Annotated in this window: 11 protein-coding genes; 5 read left to right on the forward strand and 6 right to left on the reverse strand. The window is 71.6% G+C overall.

Features of this window, described 5'->3' with window-relative positions; genetic code table 11:
• Positions 1 to 114: 114 nt before the first annotated feature.
• From ABZX30_RS07310 to uvrC, 5 genes are all read right to left on the reverse strand, one after another.
• A complete protein-coding gene (locus ABZX30_RS07310) occupies positions 115 to 3,078 on the reverse strand; it encodes a M14 family zinc carboxypeptidase (protein ID WP_355929953.1) in 2,964 nt (987 codons plus the stop codon).
• 150 nt (positions 3,079 to 3,228) lie between these two features.
• Positions 3,229 to 4,218, reverse strand: a complete 990-nt coding sequence (gene whiA / locus ABZX30_RS07315; protein WP_355929956.1) for a DNA-binding protein WhiA — start codon at positions 4,216 to 4,218, stop codon at positions 3,229 to 3,231.
• A complete protein-coding gene (gene yvcK, locus ABZX30_RS07320; protein WP_355929957.1) occupies positions 4,209 to 5,276 on the reverse strand; it encodes a uridine diphosphate-N-acetylglucosamine-binding protein YvcK in 1,068 nt (355 codons plus the stop codon). The genes whiA and yvcK overlap by 10 nt, the downstream gene beginning before the upstream one ends.
• A complete protein-coding gene (gene rapZ / locus ABZX30_RS07325) occupies positions 5,273 to 6,274 on the reverse strand; it encodes an RNase adapter RapZ (RefSeq protein ID WP_355929959.1) in 1,002 nt (333 codons plus the stop codon). The genes yvcK and rapZ overlap by 4 nt, the downstream gene beginning before the upstream one ends.
• Entirely contained in the window at positions 6,271 to 8,418 is a 2,148-nt protein-coding gene (uvrC, locus tag ABZX30_RS07330; RefSeq protein WP_355929960.1) for an excinuclease ABC subunit UvrC, read from the reverse strand. The genes rapZ and uvrC overlap by 4 nt, the downstream gene beginning before the upstream one ends.
• Positions 8,419 to 8,737: 319 nt before the next feature.
• Here uvrC and ABZX30_RS07335 point away from each other — a divergent pair, with 319 nt between their 5' ends.
• The 3 genes from ABZX30_RS07335 to ABZX30_RS07345 all read left to right on the forward strand — a co-directional run bounded on the left by ABZX30_RS07335 (position 8,738) and on the right by ABZX30_RS07345 (position 11,808).
• Entirely contained in the window at positions 8,738 to 9,688 is a 951-nt protein-coding gene (locus ABZX30_RS07335; protein ID WP_355929963.1) for a hypothetical protein, read from the forward strand.
• A 132-nt stretch (positions 9,689 to 9,820) separates the two neighbouring features.
• On the forward strand, positions 9,821 to 10,900 hold the full coding sequence (locus ABZX30_RS07340) for a LacI family DNA-binding transcriptional regulator (protein ID WP_355929965.1): 1,080 nt from the start codon (positions 9,821 to 9,823) through the stop codon (positions 10,898 to 10,900).
• Complete coding sequence (locus ABZX30_RS07345) at positions 10,897 to 11,808, forward strand: carbohydrate kinase (protein ID WP_355929967.1); 912 nt, start codon at positions 10,897 to 10,899, stop codon at positions 11,806 to 11,808. Before ABZX30_RS07340 ends, ABZX30_RS07345 begins: the two co-directional genes overlap by 4 nt.
• A 58-nt stretch (positions 11,809 to 11,866) precedes the next feature.
• Here ABZX30_RS07345 and uvrA read toward each other — a convergent pair whose 3' ends face one another.
• Complete coding sequence (gene uvrA, locus ABZX30_RS07350) at positions 11,867 to 14,854, reverse strand: excinuclease ABC subunit UvrA (RefSeq protein ID WP_355929970.1); 2,988 nt, start codon at positions 14,852 to 14,854, stop codon at positions 11,867 to 11,869.
• A gap of 223 nt (positions 14,855 to 15,077) precedes the next feature.
• Between uvrA and ABZX30_RS07355 the strand changes: the two genes are divergently transcribed.
• Together ABZX30_RS07355 and ABZX30_RS07360 are read left to right on the forward strand one after the other, a co-directional pair.
• Positions 15,078 to 15,770: a maleylpyruvate isomerase family mycothiol-dependent enzyme gene (locus tag ABZX30_RS07355; protein WP_355929972.1), complete on the forward strand. Its 693-nt coding sequence runs from the start codon at positions 15,078 to 15,080 to the stop codon at positions 15,768 to 15,770.
• A gap of 46 nt (positions 15,771 to 15,816) precedes the next feature.
• Positions 15,817 to 16,473, forward strand: coding sequence for an MBL fold metallo-hydrolase (locus tag ABZX30_RS07360; protein ID WP_355929974.1), 657 nt, complete (start codon positions 15,817 to 15,819; stop codon positions 16,471 to 16,473).
• Positions 16,474 to 16,571: the final 98 nt, after the last annotated feature.

The following is a 16,571-nucleotide window of genomic DNA, read 5'->3' on the forward strand; positions in this document are numbered from 1 at the left end:
TACCCGCCAGTAGGGGTACGGACCGCCCCGGTTCTGCGCCGGGATCACCCCGTTTCGCCGTGGAGTGTCAGGGCCGGCCGGCCACCGGGATCACTCGTTCGTGAGCGCGTCGGCTCACTTGTCGAGTGCCTCAAGAGCCTTCTTCAGCAGCGACTTCCGGTCGGCGGCCGCCGGGACCTGTTCCAGACCGAAGCCGAGCAGCACGGTGCGGCGCGTGGTGACCGCTCCGTAGGTCTTGAACAAGGCTCCGGTGCGCGTCCAGTCCTTCAGGACCGCCGGGCTGCCCGGGGGCGGTCCGGACACGCGCCAGGCGCCCAGTGACGTCTCGAAGCCCTCGGTCTCCCTGGCCGTGCCGCCGACGACGAGCGAGGCGTCGTCGGCGAGGACGCCTCGGCCGCCGCTGCTCGGGTCGGTGATGTAGGAGACCGTGACCTCTGCGGACTTGCCGGCGTAGGCGCTCAGGTCGAAGTCGACCGACCGCCAGCCGTCCGAGCTGCCGGTGAGGCTGTTCCAGGAGCCGCTGCTGCCGGTCGCGGTGCAGCCCCCGGTCGTGACGGTCAGGTAATGCCGCAGCCACGGATGCTCGTTGACCAGGAACCCGGCCTCGCAGTCGGCCGGCACCGCCGTGGAGGTGGCACCGCCCGCCTCGGGCAGTGTCGTCCAGTCGTCGGCGCCGGTGGTGTGCGCCTCGACCACCGCGTGGTCGTAACCGGGCTCGGTGTCCCACAGGAGGTGGGTCCGCAGGCTCGGCCTGTCGGCCGCGCTGACACCGGTGAGGTCGATGGTGCGGGTGAGCCGCTTGTAGGCGTCGTCGGTGTGCACCGCCGCGGCCATGTAGGCACCCGTGTACGGTCCGTACGGGTTGGTGGTCCCGGCGAACCGGCCCGCCCCCGCGCCGGCGAACTGCGGGTGGGTGGCGGTGGACAGCTCGTCGGAGGTGACGGAGTAGGTGCCGGCCTTGTCGAGCGGGTTGCCGGGCGCGTCACCGAGGGCGCCGGTGTAGCCGGCCAGCGCGTCGGAGCCGGTGAAGCCGGTGGCCCCGGCCAGCGACGTGCGTGAGTAGGCGCCGAGGTAGTACTGGCTGAAGTCGTCCGACGGGGTGCCGTCGGCGAGGGCGACGTTGCCGCCGGCCAGTTCGCCGGCCTCGATCAGCTTGCCGCCCTCGTTGAGGTAGGCGCGCAGCTGGAGCTGGGTGGGATTGCCCGGGCCGCTCGTGCCGGAGTAGTGCACGACCGTCCTGAAGTACTTCAGCACGCCGAGCGCGTCGGGCGCTCCCTGCGTGGCGACGTCCCAGACGACCGCCCTGCGGCCGGCCGCCTCCAGCGCGTCCACGTACTTCCGCGCCTGCGTGGCGGGCGCGCCTTCCTCGGCGACCACGAGGGTGTCCGCCGCGGGCCGCTCGGCCACGGTGTACGTGAAGTGCGCGCTGGAGGTGCGCTTGCCGCTCCTCGTCCTGCCGGTGAACCACACCTCGACCTTGTCGCCGGGCCTGCCGCCCCGGACCTCGGCCCGGTACTCGTCGAAGTACAGGTTGTCCTCACCGCCGTAGGTCTCGCCGCCCTTCCAGGGCCGAAGCGCCCCCTCCCGCGTGCGGCCGCCGTTGACGCGGTACTCGAGCTTCTTGTCCCGCACGGACTTGCGGACGACCACGGAGACCTGCTGGCCGGCGCCGCGCGCGTACGACGTCCGGAAGGCCGCCGGGGTGAAGTCGGCCGCGCTCAGCCCGACCGCGGAGGCCGGCCGGTCGGGGTGGGCGGCGGTCTCGGCGACGGAGAGCGCGAACGGGATGTTCTTGGTGAACTCCTGCCGGATCAGCTTCTCGTCGTCGGGGAAGTTGAAGCCCGACTGGCAGTCGGTGGCCTTCCAGGCGTCGTCCGGGTCGAGGTTCGACGCGGTCTGACAGGTCGACATCTCGGGGGTGAACATCGCCATGCCGTTGACGTTCGAGGCGTGGCCGTCGGCCTCGCCGTTGGTGGTGTACAGCTCCGAGGAGACCTGCGCGTGGTAGCCCGGGATCGCCGGGTTGTCCGGGGTTCCGGCCAGCGCCTTGTAGAGGACGTCGTCCGGGGTCGGGGTGGCGACCTGCCAGCCGACGCCGTAGAGGAGCAGTTCGGCGGCGGAGTGGTAGTTGACGCCGTACGTGAAGCCGACGCGCTTCTCGAAGCCGTCCAGGGCCCTGGTCTCGGGCTCGGACTCCGGGCGGGCGCCGCGGTAGGTCTCGCTGTTGGGGTTGGGGGACGAACCTTCGTCGTCGTAGCCCCACTTGTAGGCGAAGTTACGGTTGAGGTCGACGCCGTCGCCGGTGGAGATGACGCCGTCGCCGTTGACGTCCCGCAGGTTCTTGCGCCACAGGCGGGTGGCGGAATTCTTGAAGGTGTAGTCGTAGCCGTCGGGGTTGGCCGAGAGGACGAACCACAGCTCGGTCGAGTCGACGATCTTCTTGATCCGCTTGTCCGTCCGGTACCTGTCCAGGTAGTAGTGCATCAGCCGCCGGGTCATCTCCGGCGTGATCCACTCGCGCGCGTGCTGGTTGGACATGTACAGCACGGAGGGCCTGGAGCCGTCCTTGGACTTCTTCGCGTTCCTGGTCAGTTTGAGCGCGAGGATGTCCTGGCCGCCCACGGTCCTGCCGATGGACTCGACCTTGGTGAGGCCGGGGTGCTGCCGGGCGGTGCGGAGGATCTCCTCCTTCAGGCCGCCGTTGCCGCTGTACGGGCGGAACACGCCCTGGGCGGCGTCCTCGACGCGGGTCGCGGCCCTGGCGGAAAGTGTGTGCTCGGTGAGGTCGACGCCCTGCTTCTCGAGCTTCTTCGCCTGCCGGTCGGTGAGGTAGACCTCGACGGTGTGCTTGCCGGGGCCGGCCGTCTGTGCGCCGAGTTCGTTGCCGTCCTGTCCGGCCGCGAGGAGCAGCGGTACCTGCTTCTGGGTGACTTCGGCGCGGAACACCTTGACCTCGTCGTCGCTGTTGGCGTCAGCTGTGGTCGAGGTGCCGCTCTGTGCCTGGGCGATGGGTGCGAGGCTCGCTCCGCCGAGCAGGAGCGCGCCGACAGCGAGGATCGATCTCGCTCTGTGTCTCATGAACCCCCCTTGCCGTGGTCCGCCACAGCGGCGAACATCTGCCAGGCTCATGACACATCGTGATCGAGTCAAGGGCACCTCAAGGACAGCAAAACGCCGGTGCCGATCACCCGAGTGGGCTCATGCACCGGCGATCTGATGAACCGTCATTCACCCCACCAGGTTGTCGGCCAGTTCCTCGCTGAGGTTGGCCTCGGTCCCCGGGATGCCCAGGTCGGAGGCGCGCTTGTCGGCCATCGCCAGCAGACGGCGGATACGGCCGGCGACGGCGTCCTTGGTGAGCGGCGGGTCGGCGAGAGCCCCCAGTTCCTCCAGGGAGGCCTGCTTGTGCTCCATGCGCAGCCGTCCGGCGGCCGCGAGGTGCTCGGGGACGTCGTCGCCGAGGATCTCCAGGGCGCGCTGGACGCGGGCACCGGCGGCGACGGCGGCGCGGGCCGAGCGGCGCAGGTTGGCGTCGTCGAAGTTGGCGAGCCGGTTCGCGGTCGCCCGCACCTCGCGGCGCATCCGGCGCTCCTCCCAGGCCAGCACGGACTCGTGCGCGCCGAGCCGGGTGAGCAGGGCGCCGATCGCGTCGCCGTCCCGGACCACCACCCGGTCCACGCCCCGGACCTCGCGGGCCTTCGCGGCGATGGACAGCCGGCGGGCGGCACCGACCAGCGCCAGCGCGGCCTCGGGTCCCGGGCAGGTCACCTCCAGCGACGAGGAGCGGCCGGGCTCGGTCAGCGAACCGTGTGCCAGGAAGGCTCCGCGCCAGGCCGCCTCGGCGTCGCAGGTCGCACCGGAGACCACCTGCGGGGGCAGGCCACGGATCGGGCGGCCCCGGCCGTCCACCAGACCGGTCTGCCGGGCCAGCTGGTCACCGCCGGCGACCACCCGCACCACGTACCGTGAACCGCGGCGCAGCCCGCCCGGGGCCATCACGATCAGCTCGGAGCTGTGGCCGAAGATCTCCAGGATGTCCCGCTTGAGGCGGCGGGCCGCCATCGCGGTGTCCAGCTCCGCCTCGATCACGATGCGCCCGCTCACCAGGTGGAGGCCGCCGGCGAACCGCAGAACGGCGGAGACCTCCGCCTTCCTGCAGCAGGTCCGGGTGACGGGGAGCCGGGAGATCTCGTCCTTCACCGCTGCCGTCATCGCCATGGGCCGATCCTTCCATGCATCCGAAAAATACGGTCGTACGCGGCGGCCAACAGCTCCGGGTCGTGCCTCGGGGTCCCGTCGGTCCGGGCCACGGGCGCCAGCTCGACCGCGGCTCCCAGCCGCTCGGCGGCCTCGGTGAGCGAGTCACGGTCGGGCACGGCGGCCTCGTCGGCCAGCACCACGTCCAGGGCGAGTTTAGGGGCGTGTCGCCCCAAAACCTCCAAATGACGCTGCGGGGAGAAGCCCTCGGTTTCTCCGGGCTGCGGAGCGAGGTTCAGGGAGAGTACCCGGCGTGCCTTCGTCTCCGTGAGGGCGTCCAGGAGTTCGGGCACGAGCAGGTGCGGGATGACGGAGGAGAACCAGGAGCCGGGGCCGAGGACCACCCAGTCGGCGTCCAGGACGGCGTCGACGGCCTCCGGGACGGCCGGCGGGTCGTTCGGCACCAGGTGCACGGACTGCACCTCGCCCGGGGTGAGGGCCACGGTGGCCTGCCCGCGCACGGTGCCGACCTCGTCCGGGCGCTCCGGGTCGTGCCCCTTGACCAGGGCCTGGAGCTCCAGCGGCACGGCGGACATGGGCAGCACGCGCCCGTGCGCGCCCAGCAGCTTGCCGACCAGGTCCAGGGCCTGCACGTGATCGCCGAGCTGCTCCCACAGGGCGACGATCAGCAGGTTGCCCACCGCGTGACCGTGCATCTCGCCCTGGGACTGGAAGCGGTGCTGGATGACCCGGGCCCAGGTCTGCCCCCAGTCGTCGTCGCCGCACAGCGCGGCCAGCGCCTTGCGCAGGTCGCCGGGCGGCAGCACGCCGAGCTCGTCGCGCAGGCGCCCGCTGGAGCCGCCGTCGTCGGCGACGGTGACGACGGCGGTGAGGTCGCCGGTGATCCGGCGCAGTGCGGCGAGCGAGGCGGACAGGCCCATGCCGCCGCCGAGGGCGACGACCTTGGGCTGGGCGCCGCGGCGGCGCGGCCGGCCGCCGCGGGCCTCCGCGGGCCGGCCGGCCCTGGCCTCGGGCACCATCCGGCGCAGCCGGCTCAGCCGCGGTGAACGTGCCGTCATTCCCGTCCCATGTCCCGGTGGACGACCACCGTCTCCACGCCCTCGGCCGCGAGGCGCGCGGCGAGTTTCTCCGACATGGCGACCGAGCGGTGCTTGCCGCCGGTGCAGCCGATCGCGATGGTCACATAGCGCTTGCCCTCACGGCGGTAGCCGGCCGCGATGAGCCGCAGCAGTTCCGCGTACCGGTCGAGGAACTCCTTGGCGCCGGGCTGGTTGAAGACGTACGCGGCCACCTCCTCGTTGACGCCGGTGTACGGGCGCAGCTCCGGGACCCAGTGCGGGTTGGGCAGGAAGCGCATGTCCGCGACCAGGTCGGCGTCGACGGGGAGTCCGTACTTGAAGCCGAAGGACATCACGGTGGCCCGCAGCTCGGGCTCTTCCTCACCGGCGAACTGGGCGTCCATCTTGGCGCGCAGCTCGTGCACGTTGAGGCTGGAGGTGTCGATCACCAGGTCGGCGTCGCCGCGCAGCTCGCGCAGCAGCTCCCGCTCGGCGGCGATGCCGTCGACGATCCGGCCGTCGCCCTGGAGGGGGTGCGGGCGGCGCACCGATTCGAAGCGGCGCACCAGGGCCTCGTCGGAGGACTCCAGGAAGACGATCCGGCGGGTGACGCCCCGGGTGTCGAGGTCCGCGAGGGACTCACGCAGATTGTCGAAGAAACGCCGTCCGCGTACGTCGACGACGACCGCGATCCGCGCCACGTTGCCCTGGGAGCGGGCGCCGAGCTCCACCATGGTGGGGATCAGGGCGGGCGGAAGGTTGTCGACGACGAACCAGCCGAGGTCCTCCAGACACTTGGCGGCCGTCGAACGGCCGGCTCCGGACATGCCGGAGATGATCACCAGCTCGGGGATGGCCGTGTCGGGCGCCCCGGCTGTCTCGCCGGCCGTACTCATCTGTGCTCCGTTGTCCTGGACCGGCTGCTGGGGCTGATCCTGACCGGTGTCCTCGGGTGCCGGATCTCGGTCCGCTGTGGGCTGTGTGTCGTGCTCGTTCATCTCTCCTGCCCCCGTCGTTCGTCCGGGGCGCCCGCGGGCACGGGCTCCCCCGAGTCGCCCGCCGTCGTGCCGGGCTCCTCGTCTTCAATGATCTCTCCGGTCGCGGTGTTCACGGCGGGTGCGGCCGGGACCGCCCGCGCGAGTGCCACGGCGATGGTCTCGGCGGTCTTGCGACCTATGCCGGGCACCTCCTGGATCTGCTCGACGGTGGCGGCCCGCAGCTTCTTGACCGAGCCGAAGTGCTTGATCAGCGCCTGTTTGCGGGTCTCGCCCAGACCGGGCACGTCGTCGAGGGGGCCGGCGCGGAACCGCTTGGCGCGCTTGGTCCGCTGGTAGGTGATCGCGAAACGGTGCGCCTCGTCGCGGACGCGCTGGAGCAGGTACAGGCCCTCGCTGGTGCGGGGCAGGACCACCGGGTCGTCCTCGCCCGGCACCCAGACCTCCTCCAGGCGTTTGGCGAGGCCGCAGACGGCGATGTCGTCGATGCCGAGTTCGTCCAGGGCCCGCTGGGCGGCCGCGACCTGCGGCTGTCCGCCGTCGACGACGACGAGCTGCGGCGGGTAGGCGAACTTCCTGGGGCGGCCGTCGTCGTCCTTGAGGCCGTGCCCCGGCCCGCCGTCCCTCCCCTCGCCGTCCACGGGGCCGCCGTCCAGGGAGCCGCCGTCCACGGGGCCGCCATCCGGGGAGCCGCCGCCGTCCACCCACTCGCCGGTCCTCTCCTTGTCGGCGAGGTAGCGCCGGAAGCGGCGGCTGATCACCTCGTGCATGGACCGGACGTCGTCCTGCCCGGCACCGTGCCAGATCTGCGTGTCTCCGACCCGGCCCTTGATCTGGAAGCGCCGGTACTCGCTCTTGCGCTGGAGGCCGTCCTCGAAGACGACCATGGAGGCGACCACGTCGTCGCCCTGGAAGTGCGAGATGTCGTAGCACTCGATCCGGAGGGGGGCGCTGTCCAGGCCGAGTGCCGCGGCGATCTCCTCCAACGCGCGGGAGCGGGTGGTGAGGTCGGAGGCGCGCCTGGTCTTGTGCAGGGCGAGCGCCTGCTGGGCGTTGCGCGCCACCGTCTCCATGAGTGCCTTCTTGTCGCCGCGCTGCGGGATGCGCAGCGACACGTTCGAGCCGCGGCGGCCCGTCAGCCACTCCTGGACCGGTTCGACGGGCTCGGGCAGGGCGGGCACCAGGACCTCCTTGGGGACCGCGTCACCGCTCTCCTCGCCGTACAGCTGCTGGAGGGCGTGCTCGACCAGGGCGCCGGTGGTGACCTCCTCGACCTTGTCGGTCACCCAGCCACGCTGGCCGCGCACCCGGCCGCCACGGACGTGGAAGATCTGGAGAGCCGCCTCCAGCTCGTCCTCGGCCACGGCGACGAGGTCGGCGTCGGTCGCGTCGGCGAGCACGACCGCGCTCTTCTCCATGGCCTTCTTCAGGGCCTCGATGTCGTCGCGCAGCCGGGCGGCCCGCTCGTACTCCATCTCGTCGGCCGCCGCCGTCATCCGCTTCTCCAGGCGGCGCAGGTACGTGCCCGTGCGGCCGGCCATGAAGTCGGAGAACTCCTCGGCCAGTTCGCGGTGGTCCTCGGCCGAGATCCGGCCGACGCAGGGGGCCGAGCACTTGCCGATGTAGCCGAGCAGGCAGGGGCGGCCGGTGCGGGCGGCGTTCTTGAAGACACCGGCCGAGCAGGTGCGCACCGGGAAGACGCGCAGCAGCAGGTCGACGGTGTCGCGGATCGCCCAGGCGTGCGCGTACGGGCCGAAGTACCTGACGCCCTTCTTCTTGTGACCGCGCATCACCTGCACCCGGGGGAACTCCTCGTTCATCGTCACCGCGAGGTACGGGTAGCTCTTGTCGTCGCGGTACTTGACGTTGAACCGGGGGTCGTACTCCTTGATCCACGAGTACTCCAGCTGCAGGGCCTCGACCTCCGTGGACACCACGGTCCACTCCACGGACGCGGCGGTGGTGACCATCGTCCGGGTGCGGGGGTGGAGGTTCGCCAGGTCCTGGAAGTAGTTCGCCAGACGCTGACGCAGGCTCTTCGCCTTTCCGACGTAGATCACCCGGCGGTGCTCGTCACGGAACCTGTAGACCCCGGGAGAGTCCGGGATGTCTCCCGGCTTGGGGCGGTAGCTGGAGGGGTCGGCCATGTCTCACACCCTACTGGCGAGGACCGACAGGGCGACGGGCCTGTGGACAACGCCGTGCGCCTCCCGGCCGCCCGGGGGTCGCGCCTCGGCCAGGTGGGCGCGGCGAGCGGACGCGAGGTGTTGTCGGAGCAAGATCGACACGCTTCAATGCGGGAGAACTCGGGGGCCGTGAACGACGGCGCGCGGACAGAGCGTACAAATGTGCGAACGCCCCGGCGCCGACGGGGTCGCCCCGACCGGGCCCCAGGATTCTCGCGCCCGAGGCCCGCACGAACGGTCTGACCAGCCGTAGTGAACCTTCACAGAAAGGCCCCTCTGCATGCCGCACGTCACACAGCGCGCGGACGTCGCCACCGCGGAACTGGACACGGCCCTGCGGGGCGGCCCCTTCCATGTCGCCCTGCGCGCCGCGATCGCCGCCCGCGGCCTTCCGCTCCAGCGCGTGCAGCACCACCTCTCGCGCCACGGGGTCAAGGTGGGCGTGACCAGCCTGAGCTACTGGCAGCAGGGCGCCCGGCGCCCGCAGCGTCCCGAGTCGCTGCGGGCCGTGCGGGCACTGGAGGAGATCCTCCAACTGCCGGAGGAGTCGCTGATCCGGCTGCTCGCCGAGTCCGGCGAGAGCCGGGCCGCCGCACACCCGGCGGCGGCCCGGTCGTACCGCTCCCTGGTCGAGGCCTCCGATGTCCTGGAACGGCTCCAGGCCGACCTCGGCTGGGCCCTCGACGGCGGCTTGCACACCCTCGGCCACCACGAGCGGATACGGATCGGCGGGCGCCGTGAACTGGTTGCCCGCGAGTCGCACCACATCGTGCGCGCCCACCGGGACGGCGTGGACCGCTTCGTGGCCGTCCACCACGGGGACCCGGGCTGCGCGCCGCGGCGCATGGCGGTGCACGCCCTGGAGAACTGCCGTACCGGCCGGATCCGCTCGGACCAGGACAGCGGGCTGCTCGTCGCGGAGCTGCTCTTCGGCACCCGGCTGCGGTCCGGCGACACCTTCCTCTTCCGGTACGGCGTCGAGGACGGCACGGCCGGGGTCTCACGCGAGTACGCGCGCGGCTTCGGCTTCCCCGGCGGGCAGTACGCCCTCCAGGTGTGCTTCGCGGCGGGGGCGGTGCCGGTGCGGTGCCACCGGTTCACCCAGCACTCGACGGCCGCCCCGCGCGGCGGGCGGCAGGAGCTGCCGCTCAGCGGGCTGCACCGTTCGGTGCACCTGGTCGAGCCGCGGACCCGGCCGGGCATCGTGGGGATCTGCTGGGACTGGGACTGAGCCGGGCACCTGGGCTGTGGTGAAGGGACGCAAGCGTTTGCGCAAGCGTTTACGTCGGGCCCGGGATGGGATACGTTCCCGCTCAGGAGAGCGGCCGGGCGGGCCGCCACGGCCCGGGAGGGAACCCGTCCCATGCCGACCATGGCCGACGTCGCCCGGAGCGCCGGAGTATCGGTGGCGACCGTCTCGCACGTGCTCAACGGCACGCGCCCCGTCCTGCCGCACACGCGCCGGGCGGTCCTGGACGCCGTCGACGAGCTCGGCTACACGCCCAACACCCTCGCCCGCTCCCTGGTGACCTCCCGCACCCGCTCCATCGGGCTCGCGGTGTCGGCGATCAGCAACCCGTACTTCACGGAGATACTCCAGGGCGTCGAGGCGGCCGCCCTGGAGGAGGGGTACAGCCTCCTCATCGCCGATCCGCACGACGACCCCGAGCACGAACGCAAGGTCGTCCAGCTCCTCCACGAGCGCCGCGTCGACGGCATGATCGTCGCCCCGTCCGCAGACCCCCGCGACCTCGTCGCCTACCTCGGCCGGCACGACGTACCGGCCGTCTTCCTGGACCGGGTGGTCGACGGCGGCACCGGCGCGGGCACCCGGGCGGGCATCGACACCAGCACCGGCACCGGCACCGGCACCGGCCCGCGCTTCGACCAGGTCTGCGCGGAGAACACCGAACCGATGACCCGGCTCGTGACCCACCTCACCGGCCTCGGCCACCGCCGGATCGGGCTGGTAGCCGGTCTGCCCGGGCTGAGCACCACCAGCGAGCGGATCGCCGGCTACCGGCACGGCCTGGCCGCGGCCGGGCTGCCCCGCGACGAACGCCTGGAGGTGTGCGGCAACTCCGAGTCGGCCGGTGCCGAGCGGGCCACCGCGGCCCTGCTGGCGCTCACCCCCGCGCCGACGGCGCTCGTCACCGCCAACAACGCGATGACCATCGGCGCCCTGCGCGCCCTGCGCGAGCGGGGCCTGTCCGTACCCGGCGACATCGCGCTGTGCTGCTTCGACGACTTCGCGTGGGCCGATCTGTTCTCCCCGCGGCTCACCGCGGTCGCCCAGCCCAGCCGGGAGATCGGGGCCCGGGCCGTCCGGGTGCTCCTCGACCGCCTGGCCGCGCCGGACGGTCCCGCCCGGACCGTCCGGCTGCCCTGCTCCTTCGTCCATCGCACGTCGTGCGGGTGCCCCGAGAAAGGAACCGACTCGTGATCGTCGTCGCCGGTGAGGCACTGATCGACCTGGTACCGCGGGGCCCGGGGCCGCTCGCGGGGCTGCAGCCGGCGCGCGGGGGCGGCCCCTACAACACGGCGGTGGCGCTGGGCCGCCTCGGCTCCCCCACCGCCTTCTGCTCCCGCACCTCCTCCGACGCCTTCGGAGAGGCCCTGCTCGACGGCCTGCGGCAGGCGGGCGTGGACGTCTCGGCCGTGCAGCGCGGCACCGAGCCGACCACGCTCGCGGTCGCCACCGTCGACGCCGACGGCTCGGCCGTCTACTCGTTCTACGTCGAGGGCACCGCCGACCGCCTCTTCACCGCCCCCGCCCGTCTCCCCGCCGGCACCCGCGCGGTGTCGTTCGGCACCTGCTCGCTCGTCCTGGAACCGGGGGCGAGCGCCTACGAGGAGCTGATGCGGTCCGCGGCCGGGCAGGGCCTGTTCACCGCGCTCGATCCGAACATCCGGCCGGGCCTGATCCCCGACCCGGACGCCTACCGGGCGCGCTTCAAGAGCTGGCTGCCGTCGGTGACCCTGCTCAAGCTCTCCGAGGAGGACGCCCGGTGGCTGGGGGGCACCCCGGGCGAATGGCTGGCCGAGGGCCCTTCGGCGGTCGTGGTCACCCGGGGCGACGACGGTCTCACCGTCCACACCCAAGGCGGCGCGGAGCACTCCGTGCCCGGTGTGAAGGTCGACGTCGTGGACACCATCGGTGCCGGTGACACGGTGAACGCCGCCCTGCTGCACGGACTGGCCGGCCAGGACGCCCTCTCCCCCGGGGCCATCGCCTCGCTGGGCGCGGACGGCTGGACGCGGCTGCTGCGGTACGCGGCGCGCGCGGCGGCGATCACCTGCTCACGGGCGGGAGCCGAGCCGCCGTTCGCCGCCGAGCTGGGGGACGTTTGACGGTGGAACGGGCGGTGCCCCGCGGGGAGTTCCCGCAGGGCACCGTTCCTCGCGTCTGTCAGGCCTTGGGTGCCCGCGTCGTCTTCTTCGCGGGTGCCGCCTTCTTCGCGGGAGCCGCCTTCTTCGCGGGAGCGGCCTTCTTGGCGGGAGCCGCCTTCCTCTTCGCCGTCGCCGTCGCCGTCGGCGGTGTGGCGTCGCTGATCGTCTCCGGCTGGAGGATCTCCCGGAGGAACTTGCCGGTGTGGCTGGCCGGGACCCCGGCCACCTGCTCCGGAGTGCCCTCCGCGACGACGAGGCCGCCGCCGGCGCCGCCTTCGGGGCCCATGTCGACGACCCAGTCCGCGGTCTTGATCACGTCGAGGTTGTGCTCGATGACGATGACCGTGTTGCCCTTGTCGACCAGCCCGGACAGGACCTTGAGCAGCTTGCTGATGTCCTCGAAGTGCAGGCCGGTGGTCGGCTCGTCCAGCACGTAGACCGTGCGGCCGGTGGAGCGGCGCTGCAGCTCGCTGGCGAGCTTCACGCGCTGCGCCTCACCGCCGGACAGCGTGGTCGCGGACTGTCCGAGACGGACGTAGCCGAGGCCGACGTCCTTCAGCGTGTTGAGGTGACGGGCGATCGCCGGGACGGCCTCGAAGAAGTCCGTGGCCTCCTCGATCGGCATGTTCAGGACGTCGGCGATGGACTTGCCCTTGTAGTGCACCTCCAGGGTCTCCCGGTTGTACCGGGCGCCGTGGCAGACCTCGCACGGGACGTAGACGTCCGGGAGGAAGTTCATCTCGATCTTGATCGTGCCGTCGCCGGCGCAGTTCTCGCAGCGGCCGCCCTTGACGTTGAAGGAGAAGCGGCCGGGCTGGTAACCGCGGACCTTGGCCTCGGTCGTCTCCGCGAACAACTTGCGGACGTGGTCGAAGACACCGGTGTACGTCGCCGGGTTCGACCGTGGGGTGCGGCCGATGGGTGACTGGTCGACGTGCACCACCTTGTCGACCAGGTCGTCGCCGTCCACGCGCGTGTGCCGGCCGGGAACGTTGCGCGCGCCGTTCAGCTCGCGGGCGAGGTGCGTGTACAGGATGTCGTTGACCAGCGTCGACTTGCCGGAGCCGGACACGCCCGTGACGGCCGTGAACACTCCGAGCGGGAAGGACACGTCGATGTCCTGGAGGTTGTTCTCCCGGGCGCCGTGCACCGTGAGCCGGCGGGACGGGTCGTGCGGACGCCGGATGCCGGGCACCGGGATCGACTTCTTGCCGGCCAGGTACTGGCCGGTCTGCGACTCGGTGTTGGCGAGCAGTTCCTTCAGGGAGCCGCTGTGCACGACCTTGCCCCCGTGCTCGCCGGCGCCGGGGCCGATGTCGACCACCCAGTCGGCGACCTTGATGGTGTCCTCGTCGTGCTCGACGACGATCAGCGTGTTGCCCATGTCGCGCAGCCGGACCAGGGTCTCGATCAGCCGGTGGTTGTCGCGCTGGTGCAGGCCGATGGACGGCTCGTCGAGGACGTACAGGACGCCGACGAGGCCGGAGCCGATCTGGGTGGCCAGGCGGATGCGCTGGGCCTCGCCGCCGGAGAGGGTGCCGGCCGCGCGGTTGAGCGAGAGGTAGTCCAGGCCGACGTCGACCAGGAACCGCAGCCGCTCGTTGACCTCCTTCAGCACGCGCTCGGCGATCTTCTTGTCGCGGGCGCTCAGCTTCAGCTCGCCCAGGAAGTCCGCGCAGTCGCTGATGGACATCGCGGAGACCTCGGCGATGGACTTCCCCATGATCGTGACGGCGAGCACGATCGGCTTCAGGCGGGTGCCCTCACAGGTGGGGCAGGGCACCTCGCGCATGTAGCCCTCGAAGCGCTCGCGGCTCGCGTCGCTCTCGGCCTCGCTGTGCCGGCGCTTGACGAAGGGGACGGCGCCCTCGAAGGGGGTGGTGTACACGCGTTCGCGCCCGTACCGGTTGCGGTAGCGGACCTCGATCTGCGTCTTGTGGCCGTACAGCAGAGCCTTCCTGGCGCGCTGCGGCAGACCGGCGAAGGGGATGTCCGTCCGGAATCCCAGCGCGTCCGCGAGGGCGCCGACCAGACGGCCGAAGTAGTCCTTGGTGTGCCCGTGCGACCAGGGGTGGATGGCGCCCTCGTCGAGGGACTTGTCCTCGTCGGGGACGATCAGCTCGGGGTCGACCTCCATGCGCGTGCCGATGCCGGTGCACTCGGGGCAGGCGCCGAAGGGTGAGTTGAAGGAGAAGGAGCGGGGCTCGAGCTCCTCGAAGGACAGGTCGTCGTACGGGCAGTACAGGTGCTCCGAGTACATGCGCTCGCGCTCGGGGTCGCCCTCGGGGAGGTCGACGAAGTCCAGCACGACCATGCCGCCGGAGAGGCCGAGGGCGGTCTCCACGGAGTCGGTGAGCCGGCGCTTGGCGGAGTCCTTGACGGTGAGGCGGTCGATGACCACCTCGATGGTGTGCTTCTCCTGCTTCTTCAAGGTGGGCGGGTCGGACAGCTGGATGGTCCGTCCGTCCACGCGCGCCCGGCTGTAACCCTTGGTCTGGAGGTCGGCGAAGAGGTCGACGAACTCGCCCTTGCGCTCGCGCACCAGCGGCGAGAGCACCTGGAAGCGGCTCCCCTCCGGCAGCTCCAGGACCTTGTCGACGATGGCCTGCGGCGACTGGCGCGAGATCGGGCGGCCGCACTCGGGACAGTGCGGCTTGCCGATGCGGGCGAAGAGCAGCCGCAGGTAGTCGTACACCTCGGTGATGGTGCCGACCGTGGAGCGCGGGTTGCGCGAGGTCGACTTCTGGTCGATCGAGACGGCCGGGGAGAGGCCCTCGATGAAGTCGACGTCCGGCTTGTCCATCTGGCCGAGGAACTGGCGGGCGTACGAGGAGAGCGACTCCACGTACCGCCGCTGGCCCTCGGCGAAGATGGTGTCGAAGGCCAGGGAGGACTTGCCCGACCCGGACAGGCCCGTGAAGACGATGAGCGAGTCCCGAGGCAGGTCGAGCGAGACGTTCTTGAGGTTGTGCTCGCGCGCGCCACGGACGATGAGACGGTCGGCCACGCCGGTCCGCACCTTTCTTGAGAGAAGTGACAGGGGCGGGGCCCCCGTCCTTCTTCAGACTAGGGGGAGCCACTGACAACGCCGGTCGGATTCCCGGTGGCATAACAATCCCCGGCCATCCAGCATGCCCGACGCCGCACCCGACCATATAGCACGTGCATTCGATTTACGGCACGGCTTCACCACCTTCACCCGAAAGGGTGGCAGAGCTAGTGTCAGCAGCATGATTGATCACGCACATGACCTGGCCTCTGTACAGGAGGCGACCGAGCGGCTCCTCACCGCAGCGGCCCGACTGGACAACGCGGCTGTGACCGAGCCGTCACGGCTGCCCGGCTGGACCCGCGGTCACATCCTGGCCCACCTCGCCCGCAACGCGGACGCTCTCGTCAACGTCCTTCAGGGACGTCCCATGTACGAGTCGGCGACCGCCCGGGACACCGACATCGAGCGGGACGCCCCGCGCCCCCTGGACCTCCAGCTCGCCGACCTGCGCGCGAGTGGCGCCCGCTTCCAGGAGACGGGCACCGCGCCCGCTGACTGGTCCCGCACGGTGGAACTGCGCAACGGCGTCACCGACTCGGCGGCCCGGGTGCCCTTCCGGCGCTGGATCGAGGTCGAGCTGCACCATGTGGACCTCGGGATCGGATACGAGCTGGAGGACCTTCCCGCGGAGTTCACGGAGCGGGAGATCGGCTTCCTCGCGGAGCGCTTCGCGGGGCACCGGGACGTGCCCCCGACCGGTCTGCGCACCGGGGACGGCCGGATCCGGACCACCACCGGGGGCGGCGCACGAGGCGGCCCGGTCGAGGTCGAGGGGACGGCCGCCGACCTGCTCGGCTGGCTCGCCGGCCGCCGCGACGGCTCGGGACTCGCGGTGAAGGGCGGCGCGCTGCCGTCGCTGCCCCCGCTGTAGCGCGCGAACGGCCTGCGCACCGCTCTCCCGCTATAGGCTGATCGTCATGACGTACAGCGGAGAGGTGACGGTCGGCGGACCGGCCGACGTGCACGAGCTCAAGGACCTGATGATCACCAAGATCGCGGTCGGTCCCATGGCGAACAACGCCTATCTGCTGCGCTGCCGGGCCACGGACGAGCAGTTGCTGATCGACGCCGCCAACGAGGCGCGGGCGCTGCTGGGGACGATCGGTGACGACGGCATCGCGTCCGTCGTCACCACGCACCGGCACGGTGACCACTGGCAGGCGCTCGCCGAGGTCGTCGCGGCCACCGGCGCCCGGACGTACGCGGGCCGCGAGGACGCCGCCGGCATCCCCGTACCGACGGACGTCCTCCTCGACGACGGCGACACCGTCCGGGTGGGGCGCGTGGAGCTGACCGCACGCCATCTGGTCGGACACACCCCGGGCTCGATCGCGCTGGTCTACGACGACCCGCACGGCCACCCGCACGTCTTCACCGGCGACTGTCTCTTCCCGGGTGGCGTGGGGAACACCTTCAAGGACCCGGAGGCGTTCGCCAGCCTGATCCACGACGTGGAGACGAAGATCTTCGACGTGCTGCCGGACGAGACCTGGGTCTACCCGGGACACGGCAACGACACCACCCTCGGCGACGAGCGACCTCATCTGCCGGAGTGGCACGCGCGCGGGTGGTGAGACCCGCCCGGCCGGCGGTGCGTTCACCGCACCCGCGCGCCCTGCGCGCCGCTGCACGCTCCGCGCGAGTGCGTACGAGCGCCCCGCACGAGCCTCTT

It is taken from the genome of Streptomyces sp. NPDC004542, assembly GCF_040610035.1.
Classification (GTDB): Bacteria; Actinomycetota; Actinomycetes; order Streptomycetales; family Streptomycetaceae; genus Streptomyces.